We start from the raw sequence: 20,710 nt of genomic DNA, 5'->3' as shown, positions 1-20,710 counted from the left end.
CTCTGAGGACAGGTCGAACAGGTCGTTCACCGAAAGCGGCGCACTCCCGAAGGCGTCACCACGGCGTGCACGGGACGGTCGTGCGGCTCCTCGGGGACGTGCTCGACGACCTCGCCGTCGTACAGGAGCACCACGAGCGCCGGATCCGCGTCGGCCCGCTCCAGCCTCGCCAGGACCCGGTCGTACGAGCCGCCGCCGCGGCCGAGCCGCATGCCGCGCCCGTCGACGGCGAGGCCCGGCAGCAGCACCGCGTCGGCCTCCACGACGGCCTCCGTGCCGAGGCGCTCCCCGGCGGGCTCCAGCAGGGCCATCTTTCCGGCATGTCGCACGCGCGCGAGGGAGCCCTGTCCGTCGTAGGCGCCCCAGTCGAGGTCGTTGTCGTCCAGGAGTACGGGGAGCAGGACGCGTACCCCGCGCGCGTAGAGGGCGTCGAGCAGCTCGCGCGTGCCCGGCTCCCGGCCGACGGAGACGTACGCGGCGACGGTCCGCGCACCGGCCAGCTCGGAAAGTCCCAGCGCCTGGCGGGCGAGCGACCCGGCCGCCTTCGCGACGTCATCCGCGGGCAACCCGGATCTCACCTGGAGGAGTTCTGCCCGCAACGCGCTCTTGTCAGCCTTTGGCAAACACATAGCCAGCTCACAAACCCCTCATATAGGCACCAAGTTAACTGGAAGCAAATCTTCCGCCCAGACGCTACGGATATGGTTCACCGCATGACTGAGTCGCACCCCAGGATCAGCAAGGCTGTCATCCCCGCCGCGGGCCTCGGCACCCGGTTCCTGCCGGCCACCAAGGCAACGCCCAAGGAGATGCTGCCGGTCGTCGACAAGCCGGCGATCCAGTACGTCGTCGAGGAGGCCGCGGCTGCCGGTCTCGACGACGTACTCATGATCACGGGCCGCAACAAGCGGCCTCTGGAGGACCACTTCGACCGCAATTACGAGCTCGAGTCGGCTCTCCAGAAGAAGGGTGACGCCGGCCGCCTCGCCAAGGTCCAGGAGTCCAGCGACCTCGCGACCATGCACTACGTCCGCCAGGGCGACCCCAAGGGCCTCGGCCACGCCGTCCTGTGCGCGGCCCCCCACGTGGGCCAGGAGCCCTTCGCGGTCCTCCTCGGCGACGACCTGATCGACCCGCGCGACCCCCTGCTGTCCCGCATGGTCGAGGTCCAGGAGCAGCGCGGCGGCAGCGTCATCGCGCTCATGGAGGTCGAGCCCTCGCAGATCCACCTCTACGGCTGCGCCGCCGTCGAGGCGACCGAGGACGGCGACGTCGTCAAGATCACCGGCCTGGTCGAGAAGCCCGACCGCGCCGACGCCCCGTCGAACTACGCGATCATCGGCCGCTACGTCCTCGACCCCGCGATCTTCGACATACTGCGGCGGACCGAGCCGGGCCGCGGCGGCGAGATCCAGCTGACCGACGCGCTCCAGCAGCTCGCCGACGACGAGAAGGCCGGCGGCCCCGTCCACGGCGTCGTCTTCAAGGGCCGCCGTTATGACACCGGGGACCGCGGCGACTATCTGCGTGCCATTGTCAGACTCGCATGCGAACGTGAGGACCTGGGACCGGACTTCCGGACCTGGCTTCGCAGTTACGTCACCGAGGAGATGTAGCACCTTGAGCAGCACGACCACGCACGCCACCGGACAGGAGCACGTCTGGTCGGTGGCGGAGCACCTTGAGGACATCCTCGCCACGGTCCGCCCGCTGGAGCCCATCGAGCTCCAGCTCCTCGACGCACAGGGCTGCGTCCTCGTCGAGGACATCTCGGTACCCCTCTCGCTGCCCCCCTTCGACAACAGCTCGATGGACGGGTACGCGGTCAGGGCCGCCGACGTGACAGGCGCGAGCGAGGACTTCCCCGCGGTGCTCACGGTCGTGGGGGACGTCGCCGCGGGCCAGGCCGGGCTGCTCCGCGTGGGGCCCGGCCAGGCCGCCCGCATCATGACCGGCGCCCCGCTCCCGCCCGGCGCCGAGGCCGTCGTCCCCGTGGAGTGGACCGACGGCGGCCTGGGCGAGGGCCCGGTCTCCGGGATGCGCGCCCACAGCGCCGCCCCCGAGGGCGCCTCCGGCGAGGTCCGTGTGCACCGCCCCGCCGAGGCACGCGCGCACGTGCGCGCCAAGGGCAGCGACGTCAAGGCGGGCGACCGCGCCCTGGAGGCCGGCACCGTCCTCGGCCCGCCGCAGATCGCCCTGCTCGCCGCGATCGGCCGCGGCACCGTACGCGTACGCCCGCGCCCGCGCGTGGTCGTCATGTCCACCGGCAGCGAACTGGTCCAGCCCGGCGAGGAGTTGGCCGAGGGCCAGATCTACGACTCCAACAGCTTCGCCCTCACCGCCGCCGCCCGCGACGCCGGAGCGATCGCGTACCGCGTCGGCGCGGTCGCCGACGACGCGGAGACACTGCGCTCCGCCATCGAGGACCAGCTGATCCGCGCCGACCTCATCGTCACCACGGGCGGCGTCAGCGTCGGCGCGTACGACGTCGTGAAGGAGGCGCTGACCTCCGTCGGCGACTCCGAGGACGAGACCGGCATCGGAGCCGGCAGCGGTGTCGACTTCCGCAAGCTCGCCATGCAGCCGGGCAAGCCCCAGGGTTTCGGCACCATCGGCCCCGAGCACACCCCGCTCCTCGCCCTGCCGGGCAACCCCGTCTCCTCGTACGTCTCCTTCGAGCTGTTCGTACGCCCCGCGGTGCGCACCCTCATGGGCCTGCCCGCAGCGGACGTCCACCGGCCGTCGGCCAGCGCCGTCCTGAAGTCGTCCAAGGCCCTCAGCTCGCCCGCCGGACGGCGCCAGTTCCTGCGCGGGACGTACGACGCCGAGGCCGGGACCGTCACCCCTGTGGGGGGCGCCGGATCCCACCTCGTCGCCGCGCTCGCCCACGCGGACGCGCTGATCGTCCTGCCCGAGAACACCACGTCGGCCGAGCCCGGCGCGGAAGTGGACGTGGTCCTCCTCGGCTGAGCCCGCCGTCCGCGCGATACCGTGTCGCGCACAACGGGCCGCGCGCAGCACCGTGGCCCTCGGACCGGGAGCGTCACAGCACCATGAGCAGTTCGCAGGACCGACTGACGCACATCGACGAGGCGGGCGCGGCCCGCATGGTCGACGTGTCCGCCAAGGACGTGACCGCGCGCACCGCTCGTGCCAGCGGCCGCGTCCTCGTATCGCCCCGTGTGGTGGACCTGCTGCGCGGCGAGGGAGTGCCCAAGGGCGACGCTCTCGCCACGGCGCGCATCGCCGGAATCATGGGCGCCAAGCGGACCCCCGACCTGATCCCGCTCTGCCACCCGCTGTCGGTGTCCGGAGTGGAACTGGACCTGTCGGTCGCCGACGACGCGGTCGAGATCCTCGCCACGGTGAAGACCACGGACCGCACCGGCGTCGAGATGGAGGCCCTGACGGCCGTCTCGGTGGCCGCGCTCACGGTGATCGACATGGTGAAGGCCGTCGACAAGGGCGCCGTCATCACGGACGTACGCGTCGAGGAGAAGACGGGTGGCAAGTCGGGCCACTGGTCCCGTCCGGGGGCCGGGGAATGAGCCCCTACCGCGCTCTCGTCGTCACCGCCTCCAACCGCGCCGCCGCCGGTGTCTACGCCGACACCGGCGGCCCCCGGATCGTGCAGGGCCTCGAAGCCCTGGGCTTCCAGGCCGACGGGCCGCGGGTCGTCCCCGACGGAGACCCGGTGGCCGAGGCGCTGCGGGCCGGTGTCGACGCCGGGTACGACGTCATCCTCACCACCGGCGGCACCGGCATCTCGCCCACCGACCGGACCCCCGAGGCGACCCGCAGTGTGCTCGACCACGAGGTGCCGGGCATCCCCGAGGCCATCCGCGCGTTCGGGCGGGAGAAGGTGCCCACGGCCGCGCTCTCCCGGGGCCTCGCCGGCATCGCGGGACGGACCCTGATCGTGAACCTGCCCGGGTCGTCCGGCGGCGTCAAGGACGGCCTCGCCGTACTCGGCCCCCTGCTGACCCACGCCGTCGACCAGTTGCGCGGCGGCGACCACCCCAGACCCGATGGGGGTGCGAGCTGAACACCCCATCCTGGCCGGTCGAGCTGACGGACGGTGACGTCTGCCTGCGCCCGATAAAGCTGCGCGACCAGCGGGCCTGGCGCGAGGTCAACCGCCGCAACCGCGACTGGCTGCGACCCTGGGAAGCGACCATCCCGCCGCCCACGCCCAGCGGCCCCATCGCCCACCGCCCGACGTACCGTCAGATGGTGCGCCATCTGCGCGCCGAGGCGAGCGCGGGCCGCATGCTGCCCTTCGTCATCGAGTACCAGGGGCGCCTGGTCGGGCAGTTGACGGTGGCGGGGATCACCTGGGGCTCGATGTGTTCGGGTCATGTCGGCTACTGGGTCGACGAGTCGGTGGCCGGGCGCGGAGTGATGCCGACGGCCGTGGCGCTCGCGGTCGACCACTGCTTCCGCACCGTGGGCCTGCACCGCATCGAGGTCTGCATTCGCCCGGAGAACGGGCCGAGCCGCCGGGTCGTCGAAAAACTCGGATTCCGTGACGAAGGGCTGCGGCCCCGCTATCTCCACATCGACGGCGGCTGGCGCGACCATCTCGTCTTCGCGCTCACCGCGGAGGAGGTCCCGGAAGGCCTCCTGAACCGCTGGCGTCGCAAGCGGGGTGGCAACACCGCTGGTCCGGGCGGTCCGAACGCCGCGGATCGGCCCGGGACATCGCCTAAATAAAATAAGTGTTCGAAATTGATCGGAGATCGTCCACCGCAGGCATTAAATTCGCTCGACGGGTGGCGCGTTGATGCCTCAGTCGGAAAAAAAGCTCGAAATATCAGCCAGATCGTGCGACACACCGGCTCAATTGGCGGATGGCCTCACGCAAACCCCTCTACCGTGTGAGGTGTGAGCAGCAGCGGCCTCATCTACGCAGTCATCGTCGGGGCCTGGGCCGCCTACTTGGTGCCGATGTGGCTCCGTAGGCAGGACGAGCTGAACGAGGCCCGTCCGACGGAACGCTTCAGCACCGCCATCCGGCTGCTGTCCGGACGGGCGGGCATGGAGCGCCGATACGCCAAGGACCTGCAGGCGCGCTCTCCCGAAGGGGAGGAGCAGCGCGGCGACCCGTCCGTCCCGGACGCGGCCACCGACTCGGTGGACGTCCGGGCCTTCGCCGCGCCTCCGGTCAGCGGGGAGCGCAGGAACGAGAACCGGGACGCCCGTCACGAGCGGCACCCCGGAGCCGAAGCGCACCCCGAGCCCCGGCCCAGGACCTCGCCCGCCCGGCAGACCCCCGACCGTCAGGTATCCGCCCGGACCCCCCACGGCCAGCAGACGCACGACCGGCCGAACCGCGACCGGCCCGCCAACGACCCCCCGCACACGAACGGCAGGTCGGCAAGCGGACGCCAGGGCCCCGACCGTCAGCTGTCCGACCGTCAGCCGTCGGACCGTCAGGCGTCTGACCGCCAGGGGCCCGAGCGCCAGCCGTCCGACCGGTCCACCTCCGAGCGGTCCGTGTCCGAGCGATCCGCGTCCGAGCGGCAGGCCGCCTCGGCGGATGCCGCCGCCCGCGCCCGCCGCACCAAGGTGCTCGCACGCAGGCGCCGTACGACCGTCATGCTCTTCCTCGCCTTCACGGCCGGCGCGGTCGTCGCCGCCGTCGGCGGGCTCGCGTTCCTGTGGGCGCCCGCGGTGCCCGCCGTGCTGCTCAGCTCATACATCTTCTATCTGCGGGCCCAGGAGCGGCGTCGCTTCGCGTACACGATGGACCGGCGTCAGGCCGAGGTCGCGGCGCAGCGGCTGCGCGAGCGGCAGCCCCGCAGGCGTCAGCCCGCCGCGGGGCGGGCCGCCGCGGAGGAGGCCGAAGAGGGGCCTGCGCCAGAGGTGGAGACCGACCCCGGGCTCGAGGCGCTCGCGGCCGACCGGCGCGCGCTCGTCGAGCAGACCGACCACGCCGAGTGGGTCGACCAGCAGCGTGAGCGGCAGCACGGCCCCGGCCGCGGCGACAGCTGGGACCCGGTCCCGGTGCCGCTGCCGACGTATGTGACCGCCCCGGTCGCCCCGCGCGCCACGGGCGGCGTCGACCTCGGCGCCCCCGACGCGTGGAGCTCGGCCCGCTCCAGCACGGCTGGTACGGCCGGTGCGGCGCAGCAGGAGTCGGACGGGCACGCGGGCGAGGAGCCGGGAGCGGCGTCCGGGGAGTGTGACGGCGGGGACGAGGTCGAGGGCGAACGCAGTGACGCCCGTCGGGCCGCCTCCGCGCGCCGCTCGCGCGAGCGCGGCCGCACCCCGCTCTTCGATCAGTACGACGACGGCGGCCGACCCCGCGCGGCCAACGAGTGAGACCCGTCCGGGGCCACCCTGGCTGACCAGCCAGGACCGGATTTCCGAGCACCCCGATCGGGATGCTAGAGTTTCACTCGTTGCAAGGGCCTGTGGCGCAGTCTGGTAGCGCACCTCGTTCGCATCGAGGGGGTCTGGGGTTCAAATCCCCACAGGTCCACCGCAATTAAGAGCCCCACCGGATTCGTCCGGTGGGGCTCTTGCCTTTCCTGTTGACTCCCTCCCCCTGGCGCCTTCCGCGATGTTGCGCGCGTCACAGGGCCTTGGCGAAGCAGCGGCTCAGCTCCTCGAAGCGGTAGTAGCCGAACTTGGTGCAGGGCGTGTAGCCGCTCGACGTGTAGAGGGTGATGGCCTCCGGCTGCTTGAGGCCGGTCTCCAGGACCATGCGGGAGCGGCCGGCGGCGCGGGCGTCGTCCTCCAGGGCCGCGAGTATGCGCCGGGCCAGACCGAGCCCCCGCGCCTCGGGCGTGACGTACATCCTCTTCAGCTCGGCGTCGCCGTCCGAATATCCCTCGTCGTTCTGCTCCTGGGTGCGCCAGCCGCCGGTGGCGAGCGGGGTGCCCGCGCCGTCGTACGCGATCAGGTAGAGGCCGCCCGGGGTGTCGAACATCGTCGGGTCGAGCGGGGTGGCATCGCCGTCGTCGCCGTAGCGCTCGACGTATTCGAGCTGGACGCGGTCGTTCAGCTTGATCGCGTCGGGGTGTCCGAAGGAGACGCGCTGGAGGGTGTGTGTCGCGGGCCGAATGGGCTGGATAGTCATGCCAAGTATCGTATCTCTATGCTGGGAGTGGGGCTGTTCGTTCTGGCGGATGCGGCAGTTCTTCTCAAGTGTGCCGGTACCGAGCCCGGGTGAATTGAGCGCGCCTTGACCGTCCGTCCAGCATGGCGTGCGGGAATTCGGCGAGACCCCCGCGGTGCCGGTACCCGGCTGACCGGTCCGAGGGTGGCGCAGCCGTCGAGGTTCACCCCGTGTGGGAGCCTGGCCCCTGGGAGGATCGGGGCGGCCAGTGAGCCGTGGTCTCCCCAGGGGAGTAGGAGAGTGTTTTGTACACAGTGACCAGCGTCAACGTGAACGGGCTGCGGGCCGCCGCCAAGAAGGGCTTCGTGGAGTGGCTGGCCGGGACCTCCGCGGATGTCCTGTGCCTCCAGGAGGTGCGGGCCGAGCCGGAGCAGCTGCCCGAAGAGGTGCGCGAGCCCGAGGGGTGGCACGTCGTGTACGCCCCCGCCGCCGCGAAGGGGCGGGCCGGTGTGTCGCTCTTCACCCGCCGCGAGCCGGAGCGTGTACAGGTCGGTTTCGGGTCCGCGGAGTTCGACGGCAGCGGGCGGTACGTGGAGGTGGACCTCCCTGGTGTCGTCGTGGCCAGCCTCTATCTGCCCTCCGGCGAGGTCGGGACCGAGAAGCAGGGCGAGAAGGTCCGCTTCATGGACGAGTTCCTGGTCTATCTGAAGGGGCTGCGTGAGCGGGCTGCCGCAGAGGGCCGCGAGGTGCTGGTGTGCGGCGACTGGAACATCGCCCACCGTGAGGCCGACCTCAAGAACTGGAAGGCCAACAAGAAGAACTCCGGCTTCCTCCCCGAGGAGCGTGACTGGCTCGGACAGGTCCTCGACGAGGCCGACGGCGGCTACGTCGACGTGATCCGCTCCCTGCACCCCGACGAGGAGGGCCCGTACTCGTGGTGGTCGTACCGGGGGCGGGCGTTCGACAACGATTCAGGGTGGCGGATCGACTACCACCTCTCGACGCCCGGTCTCGCCGCACGGGCGATCAAGGGGTTCGTGGAGCGGGCCGCCACACATGACGAGCGGTGGTCGGACCACGCGCCGGTGACCGTCGTCTACGAGTAGGCCCCTGAGGCGCGAGCGGGCCTGCTTCGTCACACAGTCCGGTACGGGCGTCAACGAAGTCCGGTACGGGCGTCACAAAGTCCGGTACGGGCCTGTCGCCGTATTCGCATGGCGTGGCAGATTCTGGCCCGTACATGGCGAGCGGGCGTAGATCGATCCGAGTCGTCAACCGGCAGTCGTACGGGGGGACTTCATGGCCGCGTTTCCTTCCAGGCGAGGTGTGCTGCTCGGGGCTGCCGGGGCGGGGATCGCGGCGGTGGTGTCGCCGGGAGTGGCGTATGCGGCGCCCTCGGGGACTCCCGCGGTCATGGTCACCGAGCAGGCGAGCAAGCGGATTCTGGTTCTTGATCCGCAGCGGGCGGTCTGGGATCCGGCCGCCGATCCGGCCTCCGTGCGGTGGGAGTTCTCGCCGGTCGGGGATCCTCGGTACCGGGATCTCGTGCCGGAGGAGAGCTGGGTGTATCCCGCCGAGGCGAAGGTCCGGGTGCATCGCGGGCGGACGTATCTGCTGACCACGGCGTCGTTCGGGTTCGCGGCCGTCGTCTCGTATCCGTCGGGCCGGCGGTACTGGGGTGCGACGCTCGGGCCCGGCGACGATCTCTTCAACCCGCACAGCATCGAGATCCTGCCGGACGGGAACGTGGCCGTCGCGTGCAGTACGGGCGCGCTGGTGCGGCTCTACGCCGCGTCGCTCGGCCCGCACTCGGAGCGGTTCGCCGAGGTGACGCTGAAGGGCGCGCACGGGCTGCACTGGGACGGCCGGCGTGAGGTGCTGTGGGCGCTCGGGGACGACGAGCTGGTCGCGTACCGGGTCGGTGGTAGTCGGGTGCGGCCCGCGCTGACGCGCATTTCGGCGGTGGGGCTGCCGGTCGCCAAGCCGGGGAAGTCGCCCGGCGGGCACGACCTGTTTCCGGTGGCGGGGCGTCCGGGGCGGCTGTGGGTGACGACGAGTGCCTCCGTGTTCCAGTACGACATCGGGGGCGGGGTCTTCGTGCAGGACTTCGCCGGTGCGGCCGAGATCGCGAGGCCCGGGGTGAAGGCGATCGGGAACGATCCGCGGACCGGGCAGGCGCTCAGTACCGTGCCGGAGAGCGGCCTCGGTGAGACGTGGTGGACGACGAAGGTGAGCGTGCACCGGCCGCCGGCTTTGTACACGCTCGTCAACGGCGGTGTTTACAAGGCGCGTTGGTGGCTGCCGAGGTAGGCGCGTAGGGCTGCCTACTCTTCCGGTTTCTTCGCCAGGGTGCGGTCCAGGGCCAGGGACAGCTCCGCCTCGACCACGCTCTTGGCGAGCGGGCGCAGGCGCTGGAGGTCCTGTTCCGATGCGTGGGAGAGGACCAGGTCGGTGAAGAGTTCGGCCAGGTCCTCCGCGTGGGCGCGGACGCGTTTGGCGGCCTTGAGGACGTCGGCGAGCGGGACGCCCTCGCGGACCAGGGCGGCCGACACGTCGAGCAGGCGCCGGCTGACGTGCACGATCTCCTCGCCGTCGACGCCGACGTAGCCGAGGTCCATCGCGGCTTCGAGGTTGTCCGGGGTGACCTGGCCCGCGAAGTAGTCGGCCAGTTCCTCGGGGGTGAGGCGGACCGGGGTCTCCTCGGACGGTTCGCCGAGGCCGAGGAGTTCGCCGACGTCGCGGCCGCGGTCGAAGGCCTCGGAGAGTTCGGCGATACCGCTGAGGGTGTGGCCGCGTTCCAGGAGGGCGGCGATGGTGCGCAGGCGGGCCAGGTGGCCCTCGTCGTACCAGGCGATGCGGCCTTCGCGGCGCGGGGGCGGGATCAGCTTGCGCTCGCGGTAGAAGCGCAGGGTGCGCACGGTGATGCCGGCCTCCCGCGCGAGCTCCTCCATGCGGAACTCCCGGGTGCCGGGCCCTTTCGCCTTCGCGCCTTCCCTCGCCGTTCCCCCGGCCGCTTTCCTCGCCGCTTCCTTCGCCACTTCCTTCGCCACGTGAGAACCCTATGTTGTACCGCCGGTAACTTAGATGGTCCCGACCCCTACCCATCAGTACGCACCTGCTCTACTGTCCCCATTGCGCCAGTGTTCACTGGCAGGGTCGTGCGGTTAGGGAGGCGCCGGGATGACCGAGCACGAGCATGAGCACGTACGGGTGGCGGTGATCGGGTCCGGGTTCGGCGGCCTCGGGGCCGCGGTCCGGCTGCGGCGCGAAGGCGTCACCGACTTCGTGGTCCTGGAGCGGGCCGGGGCCGTGGGTGGCACCTGGCGCGACAACAGCTACCCGGGGTGCGCGTGCGACGTGCCCTCCCACCTGTACTCCTTCTCGTTCGCGCCCAACCCCGACTGGCCGCGCACCTTCTCCGGCCAGGAGCGCATCCGGGAGTACCTGGAGGGCGTCGCCGACACCTTCCGGCTGCGCCCGCACATCCGCTTCGACCATGAGGTGAAGCAGGCGCGCTGGGACACCGAGAAGCTGTGGTGGGTGGTCGAGACGTCACAGGGGACGCTCACCGCCGACATCGTCGTCTCGGCGACCGGCCCGCTGTCCGACCCGAAGATGCCGGACATCAAGGGCCTCGACGCCTTCCCCGGCAAGGTCTTCCACTCGGCGCGCTGGGACCACGACTACGACCTGCGCGGCAAGCGCGTCGCCGTGATCGGCACCGGCGCCTCGGCCATCCAGATCGTGCCGGCCATCCAGCCGGACGTGGCGAAGCTGACGCTCTTCCAGCGCACCCCGCCGTGGGTCATGCCGCGCGCCGACCGCGCCATCACGGGCGCCGAGCGCTGGCTGCACCGCCAGCTGCCGTTCACCACGCAGGCCCGCCGAGGTCTGCTGTGGGGCATCCGCGAGCTCCAGGTGCAGGCGTTCACGAAGCGGCCCAACGAGCTGGGCCTGGTCGAGCAGCTGGCCAAGCGCAACATCCACCGGTCGATCAAGGACCCGGCCCTGCGCGCCAGGCTCACCCCGGACTACCGCATCGGCTGCAAGCGCATCCTGCTGTCCAACGCCTACTATCCGGCGCTCGCGCAGCCGAATGTCGACGTCGTGGCCTCCGGGCTCAGTGAGATCCGCGGCTCGACGCTGGTCGCCACCGACGGGAGCGAGGTGGAGGTCGACGCGATCGTCTTCAGCACCGGCTTCCACGTCACGGACATGCCGATCGCCGACCGGGTCGTGGGCGCCGAGGGGCACTCGCTCATGGAGTCCTGGAAGGGCGGCATGAAGGCGCTTCGCGGCGCGACGGCGGCCGGGTTCCCGAACTTCATGACGGTCATCGGGCCCAACACCGGCCTCGGCAACTCCTCGATGATCCTGATGATCGAGTCCCAGCTGAACTATCTGGCCGACTACGTACGTCAGTTGGACGTACTCGGCGGCCGCGTTGCCCTCGACCCGCGCGCCTCGGCGGTGAACGCCTGGAACCGGCGCGTGCAGGACCGGATGGAGCGCACCGTGTGGAGCTCCGGCGGCTGCAGCAGCTGGTACCTCGACGAGAGCGGCGTGAACACCACACTGTGGCCGGGCACGACGACCGAGTTCCGGTCCGCCACGCGCCGGGTCGACCTCGGCGAGTACGAGGTGGTCAGGGCGCCGGCGGCGAAGCCGGCCGCGGTGTCCGCGGCACGTACGAAGAAGGGCCGGGGCGGCAAGGTGGAGGCGGGAGCGGCATGAGCAGGTTGACGCACGTGACGAGCGGGCCTTACGCGCCGCCCGCCGCCGCGAAGGAACTGGCCGCGGTCTCCGCCGACGGAGCCCGGCTGCACGTCGAGGTGCACGGCCCCGAAGGGGCGCCCGCCGTGGTGCTCGCCCACGGGTGGACGTGCTCGACCGCGTTCTGGGCCGCGCAGATACGTTCCCTTGCCGCCGACCACCGCGTCGTCGCGTACGACCAGCGTGGCCATGGGCGCAGTCCGGCGGGGCAGGCCCCGTACTCGACGCGGATGCTCGCCGACGACCTGGAGGCCGTGCTCGGCGCGACGCTCGCGCCGGGTGAGAAGGCCGTGCTCGTCGGGCACTCCATGGGCGGCATGACGATGATGGCGGCGTCGCAGCGGGCGAAGTTCCGCGAGCACGCGGCCGCGGTCCTGCTGTGCAGCACGGGCAGTTCGCGCCTGGTGGCCGAGTCGACCGTGCTGCCGCTGCGGCCCGGTCGGCTGCGGACCCGGATCACGACCGCCGTGCTCGGCGCGCGGGCGCCGCTCGGGCCCGTCACGCCACTAGGCAAGAAGGTCCTGCGCTACGCGACCATGGGCCCGGGGTCGTCGCCGGACAAGGTCGAGGCCTGCGCCCGGATCGTGCACGCCTGCCCGACCAAGGTGCGCTACCACTGGTCGCACGTCCTCGCCGAGCTCGAACTCGATGAGGGAGTGGCCGCGTTGCGGGTGCCGACGGCGGTCATCGCGGGTACGGCCGACCGGCTCACGCCCGTCGTGCACGCACGGCACCTGGCCGCGATGCTGCCGGAGTGCGTGGGGCTCACCGAACTCACCGGGCTCGGGCACATGACGCCCGTCGAAGCGCCCGACCTGGTCGCCGAGCGCATCCGCGAACTGACCGAGTACGTCACGAAGGGCGAGGCGAACGACGTCACGAGCGGCGAGACGAATGACGTCGCGAGCGGCGAGACGAACGACGAGTTGAAGGGAGCGGCATCCGCATGAGCAGGGTCAGTCTCGAAGGTCAGGTAGCGGTCGTCACGGGTGCCGCGCGCGGCGTGGGCGAGCTGCTCGCGCGCAAGCTGGCGGCGCGCGGCGCCAAGATCGCGCTCGTCGGTCTGGAGCCGGACGAGCTGAAGGCCGTCTCCGAACGCCTCGACACCGACAGCGACTTCTGGCATGCCGACGTCACCGACCACGTGGCGATGGCGCAGGTCGCCGAGGAGGTCAAGCAGCGCTTCGGCAAGGTCGACATCGTCGTCGCGAACGCGGGCGTCGCCAACGGCGGCCCGTTCCTCGACTCCGACCCGGTGGCCTGGCGCCGCGTCATCGAGGTCAATCTGATCGGCTCCGCGGTCACGGCGCGGGCGTTCCTGCCGGTGCTCATGGAGAGCCGCGGGTACCTGCTCCAGATAGCGTCGCTCGCCGCGATCACACCGGCGCCCATGATGACCGCGTACTGCGCGTCGAAGTCGGGCGTGGAGGCGTACGCGCACAGCCTGCGCGCCGAGGTCGGCTACAAGGGCGTACGGGTCGGGGTCGGGTACCTGTCGTGGACCGACACCGACATGGTGCGCGGCGCCGACCAGGACGACGTGATGCGCGAGCTGCGGCAGCGGCTGCCGTGGCCGTCGAACAAGACGTATCCGCTGGGACCGGCCGTGGACCGGATCGTCGCGGGCATCGAGCGGCGGTCCTCGCACGTGTACGCGCAGTGGTGGCTGCGGGGCATGCAGGGCATCCGCGGCTATCTGCCCGCAGTCATCGGGGCGGTCGGGCAGCGTGAGATGCGGCGGTTCGAGCCGCGCCTGAAGAGCGTCTCGACGGGTCTGGTCGGGGCGGGCGGTGCCGCCGACGAGTCCGTACGGGGGCGCTGACGCTTCCTGTGCGGCGCTGACCTGCGGTTTTGGGTGGCGGGCACGGTCCGTAATTGACCGAAATGCGGGCCCTGTCCCGGCGTGTAAGTCTGGTCGAGCCCGACCCCCCCTCACCCAATACGGGAGTGAAATCGCATGGGCATGAAGGACCAGTTCCAGGACAAGGCCGACAAGCTCGCCGACCAGGCCAAGAAGAAGATCCGCGAAGGCAAGGACCAGGCGGGCGAGCGCACGTCGCAGACGCAGGACGACCTGCGACGTGAGCGCGGCTCGCAGTCCCAGGAGACCGAGCGGCGGCGGCAGGAAGCGCAGCACAAGCTCGACCAGGACTATGACGCGTGACGCTGAGCTGAGCTGAGCTTGCGGACGAGGGTCACCCGGGACGCCGGGTGACCCTCGTTTTTGTGCGTGGGCTTGGCGCCTGAATGCCGTGGCCCGGCGCGCGGGCTGTGCCCACCCTCCCCCAAGCTCTCGGCTTCGCTCGAGCAGGGGGGACGAGGGGGACCCCCATCGCATCTGGCGGCCCACTGCCCACAGAAGGAAGGGGGAGGGGGCAGCGTGAAGCGGAGTGTGACGTGCAGGGCGCCTCAGCGTGGTGGCAGTTCGGGGCGGGCGTGGTTCGGGGTGTTGGTGTAGTCCGGGGGGGTTTTGGCCGGGGAGGCGACCAGGAGGTCCAGGGCCAGGTAGACCGCGTCGTCGAGTTGGCGGTGGCGGCCCTCTGCCCAGTCCAGGGGGGTGCGCAGGACCTCGATGTCCGGTTCCACGCCCTTGTTCTCGACGGACCAGCCGTACTCGGGGAACCAGGCCGCGTTCATCGGGACCGTGATGACCGTGCCGTCGCCGAGCGTGTGGCGGCCCGTCATGCCGACGACGCCGCCCCAGGTGCGCTGGCCCACGACGGGGCCGAGGTCGAGGAGCTTGAACGCCGCGGTGATCATGTCGCCGTCGGACGAGGTCGCCTCGTCGGCCAGGGCGACGACCGGACCGCGCGGGGCGTTCGACGCGTACGAGACGGGCTGGGCGTCGCGGGTCAGGTCCCAGCCGAGGATCTTGCGGGTGAGTTTCTCGACGACCAGCTCGCTGATGTGGCCGCCCGCGTTGCCGCGTACGTCGACGATCAGGGCGGGCCGGGAGACCTCCATGCGCACGTCACGGTTGAACTGTGCCCAGCCGGAGCCTCCCATGTCGGGGATGTGCAGATAGCCGCAATGGCCGCCGCTCAGCTCCCGGACGACCGCGCGGCGCTTGGCCACCCAGTCCTGGTAGCGCAGCGGACGCTCGTCGACGAGGGGGACGACCGCGACGCGGCGGGGGCGGCCCCCGCCCTCCGCGGGCCGGAACGTCAGCTCGACCGTCGTGCCGCCCGAGCCGGCCAGCAGCGGGAACGGGCCGGCGACCGGGTCGACCGGGCGCCCGTCGACATGCGTGAGCACGGCGCCCTCGCGGATGCCGCTGCCGGCCAGCGGGGAGCGCGCCTTGGAGTCGGAGGAGTCGCCGGGCAGGATGCGGACGAGCTGCCAGCCCTCCTCGCGGCGCACGAAGTCGGCGCCGAGGAGGCCCTGGGCGCGCTGGTAGTGGGGCGGGCCCTCGTTGCGGCGGGCGGCGGAGACGTAGGCGTGCGAGGTGCAGAGTTCGCCGAGCACCTCGCGCAGCAGGTCGGCGAACTCGTCGGGGGACGCGACCCGTTCGACGAGCGGCCGGTACTGGGCGAGGACCGCGTCCCAGTCGACGTGGCACATCTTCGGGTCCCAGTAGTAGGCGCGGATGATCCGGCCGGCCTCGTCGTACGCCTGGCGCCACTCGGCCGCAGGGTCCACGTCGTGCAGGATGCGGCGCAGGTCGATCCAGACGGTGGTGTCGCTGTCGGCGACCTCGGTGGAGGGGACGGCCCGTAGTTCGCCCTCGTCGACGACGACCAGGCGGGTGCCGTCGCCGCTGACCGCGAACCAGTCGAGGTGGGTGACGAGTTCGGTCTTCTTGCCCTTGCTGAGGTTGAAGTGCTCCAGGGTGGGGCGGCCCGAGGTGTCGGCCGGGTTCACGAACGTCTCGCCGAGCGCGCCGGAGATCGGCCAGCGCAGCCAGACGAGGCCGCCGCCCGAGACGGGGTGGAGCGCCGAGTATTTGGAGGCCGAGACGGGGAACGGCACGACGCGGTTCGCCAGGCCCTCGATCTCCACGGACGGCGCCCCGTCGGCCCCCGAGTCCTCGGTCGGGTCGAGCCCGCCGGCGGCCGTGCGCCCGTGGGGCGACAGGGCGAACGGGGAGGGTGTCGCGGACGACAGCGGTACGAGGTAGGGGCGGCAGCCGAGCGGGAAGGACAGGTCGCCGGTGTGCACGTCGTAGACCGGGTCGAAGCCGCGCCAGGAGAGGAAGGCGAGATAGCGGCCGTCGCGCGTGAAGACGGGATTCTCGTCCTCGAAGCGGCCGTTGGTGACGTCGACGATCGTGCGGTCCTTGATGCGGGCCATCTTGATCTGCCGCAGGGAGCGCCCGATGCCGGGGTGGGACCAGGTGAGCCAGGCGCCGTCCGGCGAGAAGGCCAGGTCGCGCACGGGCCCGTTGATCGACCGGATCAGCTCGGTGACCTCGCCGCCGGCCCGTGCCGCTTCCCGTTCCCGTGCCGCTTCCCGTTCCCCTCCACCTTCCTCGTCCTCTTCCCCTTGCCCTCCTTCTTCTTCCTCCTCGTCCTCGGTCGTGTCGATGAGGAGGAGGCGGCCGTCGTGCGACGCGATGGCGAGGCGCTCGCCGTCGGGGTCGCTGACCATTTCGAGGACCCGCCCGAGCTCCCCGGACGCGAGGCGGCGCGGCTCGCGCTCACCGCTCGCGCGCGGCAGGTACGAGATCTCGACCGCGTCCTCGCCCTCCGCGTCGGTGACGTACGCGACCTGCCCGCCGGAGCCGAGCATCTCCGGCTGCCTGACCCGCACGCCGGGGGTGTCCGCGATGGTCCTGGCGGGGCCGTCGCGGTGGGTGAGCCAGTACAGGCTGCCGCGGACGACGACGGCGCTGGCCCGGCCCGTCTCGTCGACGGAGAGCCCGTCGACGTGGTGGGCGGCCGGCACCTGGTAGGGCCGCCGCCCGACGCGCGGGCCGCCGAGGCGTACCTCCAGCTTGCGCGGCACGGAGTCGGCGGAGAGGTCGTCGATGATCCACAGGTCGCCGGCGCACTGGTAGACGATCCGGGTCCCGTCGCTGGAGGCGTTGCGGGCGTAGAACGCGTCGTGGTCGGAGTGGCGGCGCAGGTCGGAGCCGTCGGGCAGGCACGAGTACACATTGCCGATGCCCTGGTGGTCGGAGAGGAACGCGATGCGTCCCGCCACGAACATCGGTGCCTCCAGATGCCCGTCCAGGTCGGCTACGAGCTGCTCGCCGTGCAGCCACAGGCGGCCCTGGGCGCCGCCCCGGTACCGCTTCCAGGCGGCCGGCTCGTGCGGGGGAGTGCCGGTCAGGAGAAGCGTCTTGCGCTCGCCGTCGAACTCGGCGACCGCGATGTCGGAGACCGGCCCCCAGGGCAGCCTGCCGCCGGGGGAGCCGTCGGTGTGGACGTCGTAGGCCCAGGTGAAGTACGAGAAGGGCTGGCCGTGCGAGGCGACCGCGAGGATGTCGGTCCGCCCGTCCTTGTCGGGCGGTGTCCAGCCGCGGACCTGGGTGTCCGTACTGCCCCAGTAGGTGAGCCGGCGCGCGGGGCCGCCGTCCACCGGCGCGAGATGGATCTCCGGGTCCAGGCTGCGCCAGGTCGTGTACGCGATGTGGCGGCCGTCCGGGGAGAACCGTGGGCTGCTCACCTTGGTCCGGTCGACCGTGAGCCGCCAGGCCCGGCCCGGCCGGTCGAGCGGGGCGACCCAGAGGTCGTCCTCGGTCTCGAAGCAGAGCCGGTCCTCGTGCAGATGGGGAAACCGCAGGTACGCGTTGTCGCTCACCTACCCATGCTTTTCCGCTCCAGGGGCCCCGGCAACTTGTGGGTTGCCCGTATCCGACCGAGGCTTGTGGCGCAGGACACGTACGAAACGGTTTCGTTTCGTTAAGAGCGGTCGTACAGTAACTCTGTACGAAACGGTTTCGTACACACCGTCTGGACCCGGGACAGGAGTGACCCATGGCTGAAGCCGCGACGACGCGTCGCAGCCGGATCACGCCCGAGCGCGAGGCCGAGCTGTACGGCGCCGTGCTCGAACTGCTTCGCGAGGTCGGTTACGACGCCCTGACCATGGACGCCGTGGCCGCCCGCACCAGGTCGAGCAAGGCCACGCTCTACCGCCAGTGGGGCAGCAAGGCCGAGCTGGTCGTCAGGGCGCTGCGGCACCAGAAGCCGTCGCGCCTGAGCGAGATCGACACCGGGTCGCTGCGTGGCGACTTCCACGAACTGGTCCTCCGCGAGGACGACTGCGAGATGGCCCAGGGGTCCGCGCTGATGCGGGGCCTGGCCATGGCGGTCCACGAGAACCCGGACCTCCTGCGCGCCTTCCGCGAGCTGCTGATCGAACCCGAGATGGCGGAGCTGCGGCAGATGCTCGCGCGCGCCGTCGACCGTGGGGAGATCCGCGCGGACAACCCGGCGCTCGACTACGTCCTCCACATGATCGTCGGCGCCTTCGCGGCCCGGACCCTCATCGACGAACTGCCACCCACCCAGGCCTTCGTCGCCTCCTACATCGACGCCGTGGTCCTCCCCGCTCTCGGCGCCTGAATCCTCTCCACCCAAGATCCCAAGATCTGGCACAGCCGAGATCTGTCACACCCAGACACCTGTCACACCCAAGCTCCTGACGCGACCGCTCACGTCGTCGGGCTGATCCCCCCTGCCCCCATACGACTGACCGGGAGTACGCCCTCGTGGCCACTTTCCTCTACAAACTCGGCAAGCTCGCCTTCCGCCGAAGGCACTTCGTCGCCCTGATCTGGGTGGCGCTGCTGACCCTCGCGGGGGTGGGCGCCGCCTCGGCGCCCACCGCGGCCTCCAGTTCCTTCTCCATCCCGGGCACGGAGGCCCAGAAGGCCTTCGACCTGCTCGACCAGCGCTTCCCCGGCTCCAGCGCCGACGGCGCCACCGCGCGCGTCGTCTTCCAGGCGCCCGACGGGGAGAAGATCACGTCCGCGGCCAACAAGGCCGAGGTCAGCAAGACCGTCGCGGACCTCGGGTCCGGATCCAAGGAGGTCGCCGCGGCGGCCGACCCGTTCGCCGCGAAGACCGTCAGCAAGGACGGCACGATCGCGTACTCCTCGGTCTCCTACAAGGTCTCCTCGATGGAGCTGACGGACGCCGACCGGGACGCGCTGCAGAAGACCGTCGACGAGGCGCGGGACTCCGGGCTGACCGTCGAGGTCGGCGGTGACGCGCTGCAGGCCATGCCGGAGACCGGGGCCACCGAGATCATCGGTGTGGCGATCGCCGCCGTCGTCCTCGTGATCACCTTCGGCTCGCTCGTCGCGGCCGGGCTTCCGCTGCTCACCGCGCTGATCGGCGTCGGCATCGGGGTCTCGTCGATCACCGCGCTGGCCAACGCACTCGACCTCGGCACCACGACCTCGACGCTGGCCATGATGATCGGCCTCGCGGTCGGCATCGACTACGCGCTGTTCATCGTCTCCCGCTTCCGCGCCGAGCTGGCCGAGGGCCGCGACCGCGAGGAGGCGGCCGGGCGGGCCGTCGGCACCGCGGGATCCGCCGTGGTCTTCGCCGGTCTGACCGTCGTCATCGCCCTCGTCGGGCTCGCCGTCGTCAACATCCCGATGCTGACGAAGATGGGCATCGCCGCGGCCGGCACGGTCGCCATCGCCGTCCTCATCGCGCTCACCCTCATCCCGGCGCTGCTCGGCTACGCCGGCAAGCGGGTGCACGGCCGCAAGGCCCGTAAGGTCCTGGCCGCGGAGAAGAAGCCCGAGCCGAAGACGAACATGGGCACCCGCTGGGCGCGCTTCGTGCTGCGCCGGCCGGTCGCCGTGCTGCTCACCGCGGTGGTCGGGCTCGGCGTGATGGCCGTGCCGGTGTCCTCGCTGGAGCTGGGCCTGCCCGACGACGGGGTCCAGCCCACCGACACCACGCAGCGCAAGGCGTACGACCTGCTCTCCGACGGATTCGGGCCCGGCTTCAACGGTCCGCTGGTGGCGGTCGTCGACGTGAAGCACTCGCAGGACCCGAAGGACGCGGTCGCCCGCGTCTCCAAGGACATCGCGGCGACCGACGGCGTCAAGACGGTCACCCCGCCCGCGTTCAACAAGGCCGGTGACACGGCGACGATCACCGTCGTGCCGTCGTCCAAGCCCAGCTCCACGCAGACCGAGGACGTCGTCCACACGATCCGCGACAAGGGTGCGGACATCAAGGCGGACACCCGCGCCGAGGTCCTGGTCACCGGCACCACGGCCATGAACATCGACGTGTCGCAGAAGCTGAACGACGCGCTGGTGCCGTACCTGGCGCTCGTCGTGGGCCTCGCGTTCCTGCTCCTGATGGTGGTCTTCCGGTCGGTCCTGGTCCCGCTGAAGGCGGCGCTCGGCTTCCTGCTCTCGGTGGTCGCCGCGCTCGGCGCCGTCGTCGCGGTCTACCAGTGGGGCTGGCTCGGCTCGCTGTTCGGCGTGGAGCAGACCGGACCGATCATGTCGATGATGCCGATCTTCATGGTGGGTGTGGTCTTCGGCCTCGCGATGGACTACGAGGTCTTCCTCGTGACCCGCATGCGGGAGGCGTACGTCCATGGGGAGCGGCCCGCGCAGGCCATCGTCACCGGCTTCCGGCACGGGGCCCGGGTGGTCACGGCCGCGGCCGTCATCATGATCGCCGTCTTCGCGGGCTTCATCGGCTCCAGCGAGCAGATGGTCAAGATGATCGGCTTCGGGCTCGCCATCGCGGTCTTCTTCGACGCGTTCCTGGTGCGTATGACGATCGTGCCGGCCGTCCTCGCGCTGCTCGGCAAGCGCGCGTGGTGGCTGCCGAAGTGGCTCGACCGGATCCTGCCGAACGTGGACGTCGAGGGCGAGGGCCTCAAGACGGCCTCCGGCGACGACTCCACGGAGGAGGACCGGGAGCTGGCCCGGGTCTGACCCGGTAGTCG

At 71.2% G+C, this 20,710-nt stretch carries 18 protein-coding genes and 1 tRNA gene; 15 read left to right on the top strand and 4 right to left on the bottom strand.

From position 1 onward, the window contains the following. Positions 1-26: 26 nt before the first annotated feature. The gene (locus ACIPWY_RS16290) at positions 27-629 is read right to left on the bottom strand and encodes a 5-formyltetrahydrofolate cyclo-ligase (protein WP_393701562.1); all 603 of its coding nucleotides are present in this window, start codon (positions 627-629) and stop codon (positions 27-29) included. Between the two features lie 84 nt (positions 630-713). Here ACIPWY_RS16290 and galU point away from each other — a divergent pair, with 84 nt between their 5' ends. The 7 genes from galU (at position 714) to ACIPWY_RS16255 (ending at position 6,484) form a co-directional block, all read left to right on the top strand. Then, complete coding sequence (galU, locus tag ACIPWY_RS16285; protein ID WP_362897780.1) at positions 714-1,616, top strand: UTP--glucose-1-phosphate uridylyltransferase GalU; 903 nt, start codon at positions 714-716, stop codon at positions 1,614-1,616. 4 nt (positions 1,617-1,620) lie between these two features. After that, positions 1,621-2,970: a gephyrin-like molybdotransferase Glp gene (gene glp, locus ACIPWY_RS16280; RefSeq protein WP_362897779.1), complete on the top strand. Its 1,350-nt coding sequence runs from the start codon at positions 1,621-1,623 to the stop codon at positions 2,968-2,970. Between the two features lie 83 nt (positions 2,971-3,053). Further along, positions 3,054-3,548, top strand: a complete 495-nt coding sequence (moaC, locus tag ACIPWY_RS16275) for a cyclic pyranopterin monophosphate synthase MoaC (protein ID WP_362897777.1) — start codon at positions 3,054-3,056, stop codon at positions 3,546-3,548. Beyond that, positions 3,545-4,045: a molybdenum cofactor biosynthesis protein B gene (locus tag ACIPWY_RS16270; RefSeq protein ID WP_393701565.1), complete on the top strand. Its 501-nt coding sequence runs from the start codon at positions 3,545-3,547 to the stop codon at positions 4,043-4,045. The genes moaC and ACIPWY_RS16270 overlap by 4 nt, the downstream gene beginning before the upstream one ends. Beyond that, on the top strand, positions 4,042-4,713 hold the full coding sequence (locus ACIPWY_RS16265) for a GNAT family protein (protein WP_362898394.1): 672 nt from the start codon (positions 4,042-4,044) through the stop codon (positions 4,711-4,713). Before ACIPWY_RS16270 ends, ACIPWY_RS16265 begins: the two co-directional genes overlap by 4 nt. Positions 4,714-4,884: 171 nt before the next feature. Continuing rightward, a complete protein-coding gene (gene glpR, locus ACIPWY_RS16260; RefSeq protein ID WP_393701567.1) occupies positions 4,885-6,324 on the top strand; it encodes a gephyrin-like molybdotransferase receptor GlpR in 1,440 nt (479 codons plus the stop codon). A gap of 86 nt (positions 6,325-6,410) precedes the next feature. Then, a tRNA-Ala gene (locus tag ACIPWY_RS16255) sits at positions 6,411-6,484 on the top strand. A 93-nt stretch (positions 6,485-6,577) separates the two neighbouring features. Here ACIPWY_RS16255 and ACIPWY_RS16250 read toward each other — a convergent pair. Next, the gene (locus ACIPWY_RS16250; RefSeq protein WP_351986514.1) at positions 6,578-7,084 is read right to left on the bottom strand and encodes a GNAT family N-acetyltransferase; all 507 of its coding nucleotides are present in this window, start codon (positions 7,082-7,084) and stop codon (positions 6,578-6,580) included. Between the two features lie 284 nt (positions 7,085-7,368). Here ACIPWY_RS16250 and ACIPWY_RS16245 point away from each other — a divergent pair, with 284 nt between their 5' ends. Together ACIPWY_RS16245 and ACIPWY_RS16240 are read left to right on the top strand one after the other, a co-directional pair. Beyond that, on the top strand, positions 7,369-8,169 hold the full coding sequence (locus ACIPWY_RS16245) for an exodeoxyribonuclease III (RefSeq protein WP_393701569.1): 801 nt from the start codon (positions 7,369-7,371) through the stop codon (positions 8,167-8,169). 193 nt (positions 8,170-8,362) lie between these two features. Continuing rightward, complete coding sequence (locus tag ACIPWY_RS16240) at positions 8,363-9,373, top strand: DUF6528 family protein (RefSeq protein ID WP_393701571.1); 1,011 nt, start codon at positions 8,363-8,365, stop codon at positions 9,371-9,373. 14 nt (positions 9,374-9,387) lie between these two features. On the opposite strand, the gene ACIPWY_RS16235 is transcribed toward ACIPWY_RS16240, so the two are convergent. After that, entirely contained in the window at positions 9,388-10,014 is a 627-nt protein-coding gene (locus ACIPWY_RS16235) for a MerR family transcriptional regulator (RefSeq protein WP_362898392.1), read from the bottom strand. Positions 10,015-10,243: 229 nt separating this feature from the next. Here ACIPWY_RS16235 and ACIPWY_RS16230 point away from each other — a divergent pair, with 229 nt between their 5' ends. From ACIPWY_RS16230 to ACIPWY_RS16215, 4 genes are all read left to right on the top strand, one after another. After that, complete coding sequence (locus ACIPWY_RS16230) at positions 10,244-11,797, top strand: NAD(P)/FAD-dependent oxidoreductase (protein ID WP_362897769.1); 1,554 nt, start codon at positions 10,244-10,246, stop codon at positions 11,795-11,797. Next, on the top strand, positions 11,794-12,786 hold the full coding sequence (locus ACIPWY_RS16225) for an alpha/beta fold hydrolase (protein WP_401533565.1): 993 nt from the start codon (positions 11,794-11,796) through the stop codon (positions 12,784-12,786). Before ACIPWY_RS16230 ends, ACIPWY_RS16225 begins: the two co-directional genes overlap by 4 nt. Further along, on the top strand, positions 12,783-13,658 hold the full coding sequence (locus ACIPWY_RS16220) for an SDR family oxidoreductase (RefSeq protein ID WP_362897765.1): 876 nt from the start codon (positions 12,783-12,785) through the stop codon (positions 13,656-13,658). Before ACIPWY_RS16225 ends, ACIPWY_RS16220 begins: the two co-directional genes overlap by 4 nt. A gap of 135 nt (positions 13,659-13,793) precedes the next feature. Further along, a complete protein-coding gene (locus ACIPWY_RS16215; RefSeq protein WP_362897763.1) occupies positions 13,794-14,000 on the top strand; it encodes a hypothetical protein in 207 nt (68 codons plus the stop codon). 245 nt (positions 14,001-14,245) lie between these two features. Here the strand turns inward: ACIPWY_RS16215 and ACIPWY_RS16210 are convergent, their stop codons facing one another. Beyond that, the gene (locus ACIPWY_RS16210) at positions 14,246-17,578 is read right to left on the bottom strand and encodes a S41 family peptidase (RefSeq protein WP_362897761.1); all 3,333 of its coding nucleotides are present in this window, start codon (positions 17,576-17,578) and stop codon (positions 14,246-14,248) included. A 176-nt stretch (positions 17,579-17,754) separates the two neighbouring features. Here ACIPWY_RS16210 and ACIPWY_RS16205 point away from each other — a divergent pair, with 176 nt between their 5' ends. Together ACIPWY_RS16205 and ACIPWY_RS16200 are read left to right on the top strand one after the other, a co-directional pair. Continuing rightward, complete coding sequence (locus ACIPWY_RS16205) at positions 17,755-18,345, top strand: TetR/AcrR family transcriptional regulator (protein ID WP_362897759.1); 591 nt, start codon at positions 17,755-17,757, stop codon at positions 18,343-18,345. A 146-nt stretch (positions 18,346-18,491) separates the two neighbouring features. Next, positions 18,492-20,699 (top strand): MMPL family transporter, encoded by a 2,208-nt coding sequence (locus tag ACIPWY_RS16200; RefSeq protein ID WP_401533561.1) that lies wholly within the window; start codon positions 18,492-18,494, stop codon positions 20,697-20,699. The last annotated feature ends 11 nt before the right edge of the window (positions 20,700-20,710 follow it).

The organism is Streptomyces sp. NPDC090032 (assembly GCF_044748025.1).
Lineage (GTDB): Bacteria > Actinomycetota > Actinomycetes > Streptomycetales > Streptomycetaceae > Streptomyces.
The sequence above is the reverse complement of the archived record's forward strand: the minus strand, read 5'-3'. Positions and strand labels throughout refer to the sequence as shown.

Coding starts and splice junctions, on each gene's coding strand:
- ACIPWY_RS16225 (WP_401533565.1), top strand. CDS start 11,794: ATGAGCAGGTTGACGCACGTGACGAGCGGGCCTTACGCGCCGCCCGCC.
- ACIPWY_RS16215 (WP_362897763.1), top strand. CDS start 13,794: ATGGGCATGAAGGACCAGTTCCAGGACAAGGCCGACAAGCTCGCCGAC.
- ACIPWY_RS16220 (WP_362897765.1), top strand. CDS start 12,783: ATGAGCAGGGTCAGTCTCGAAGGTCAGGTAGCGGTCGTCACGGGTGCC.
- ACIPWY_RS16240 (WP_393701571.1), top strand. CDS start 8,363: ATGGCCGCGTTTCCTTCCAGGCGAGGTGTGCTGCTCGGGGCTGCCGGG.
- ACIPWY_RS16235 (WP_362898392.1), bottom strand. CDS start 10,014: ATGGAGGAGCTCGCGCGGGAGGCCGGCATCACCGTGCGCACCCTGCGC.
- ACIPWY_RS16230 (WP_362897769.1), top strand. CDS start 10,244: ATGACCGAGCACGAGCATGAGCACGTACGGGTGGCGGTGATCGGGTCC.
- ACIPWY_RS16205 (WP_362897759.1), top strand. CDS start 17,755: ATGGCTGAAGCCGCGACGACGCGTCGCAGCCGGATCACGCCCGAGCGC.
- ACIPWY_RS16290 (WP_393701562.1), bottom strand. CDS start 629: ATGTGTTTGCCAAAGGCTGACAAGAGCGCGTTGCGGGCAGAACTCCTC.
- galU (WP_362897780.1), top strand. CDS start 714: ATGACTGAGTCGCACCCCAGGATCAGCAAGGCTGTCATCCCCGCCGCG.
- moaC (WP_362897777.1), top strand. CDS start 3,054: ATGAGCAGTTCGCAGGACCGACTGACGCACATCGACGAGGCGGGCGCG.
- ACIPWY_RS16270 (WP_393701565.1), top strand. CDS start 3,545: ATGAGCCCCTACCGCGCTCTCGTCGTCACCGCCTCCAACCGCGCCGCC.
- ACIPWY_RS16250 (WP_351986514.1), bottom strand. CDS start 7,084: ATGACTATCCAGCCCATTCGGCCCGCGACACACACCCTCCAGCGCGTC.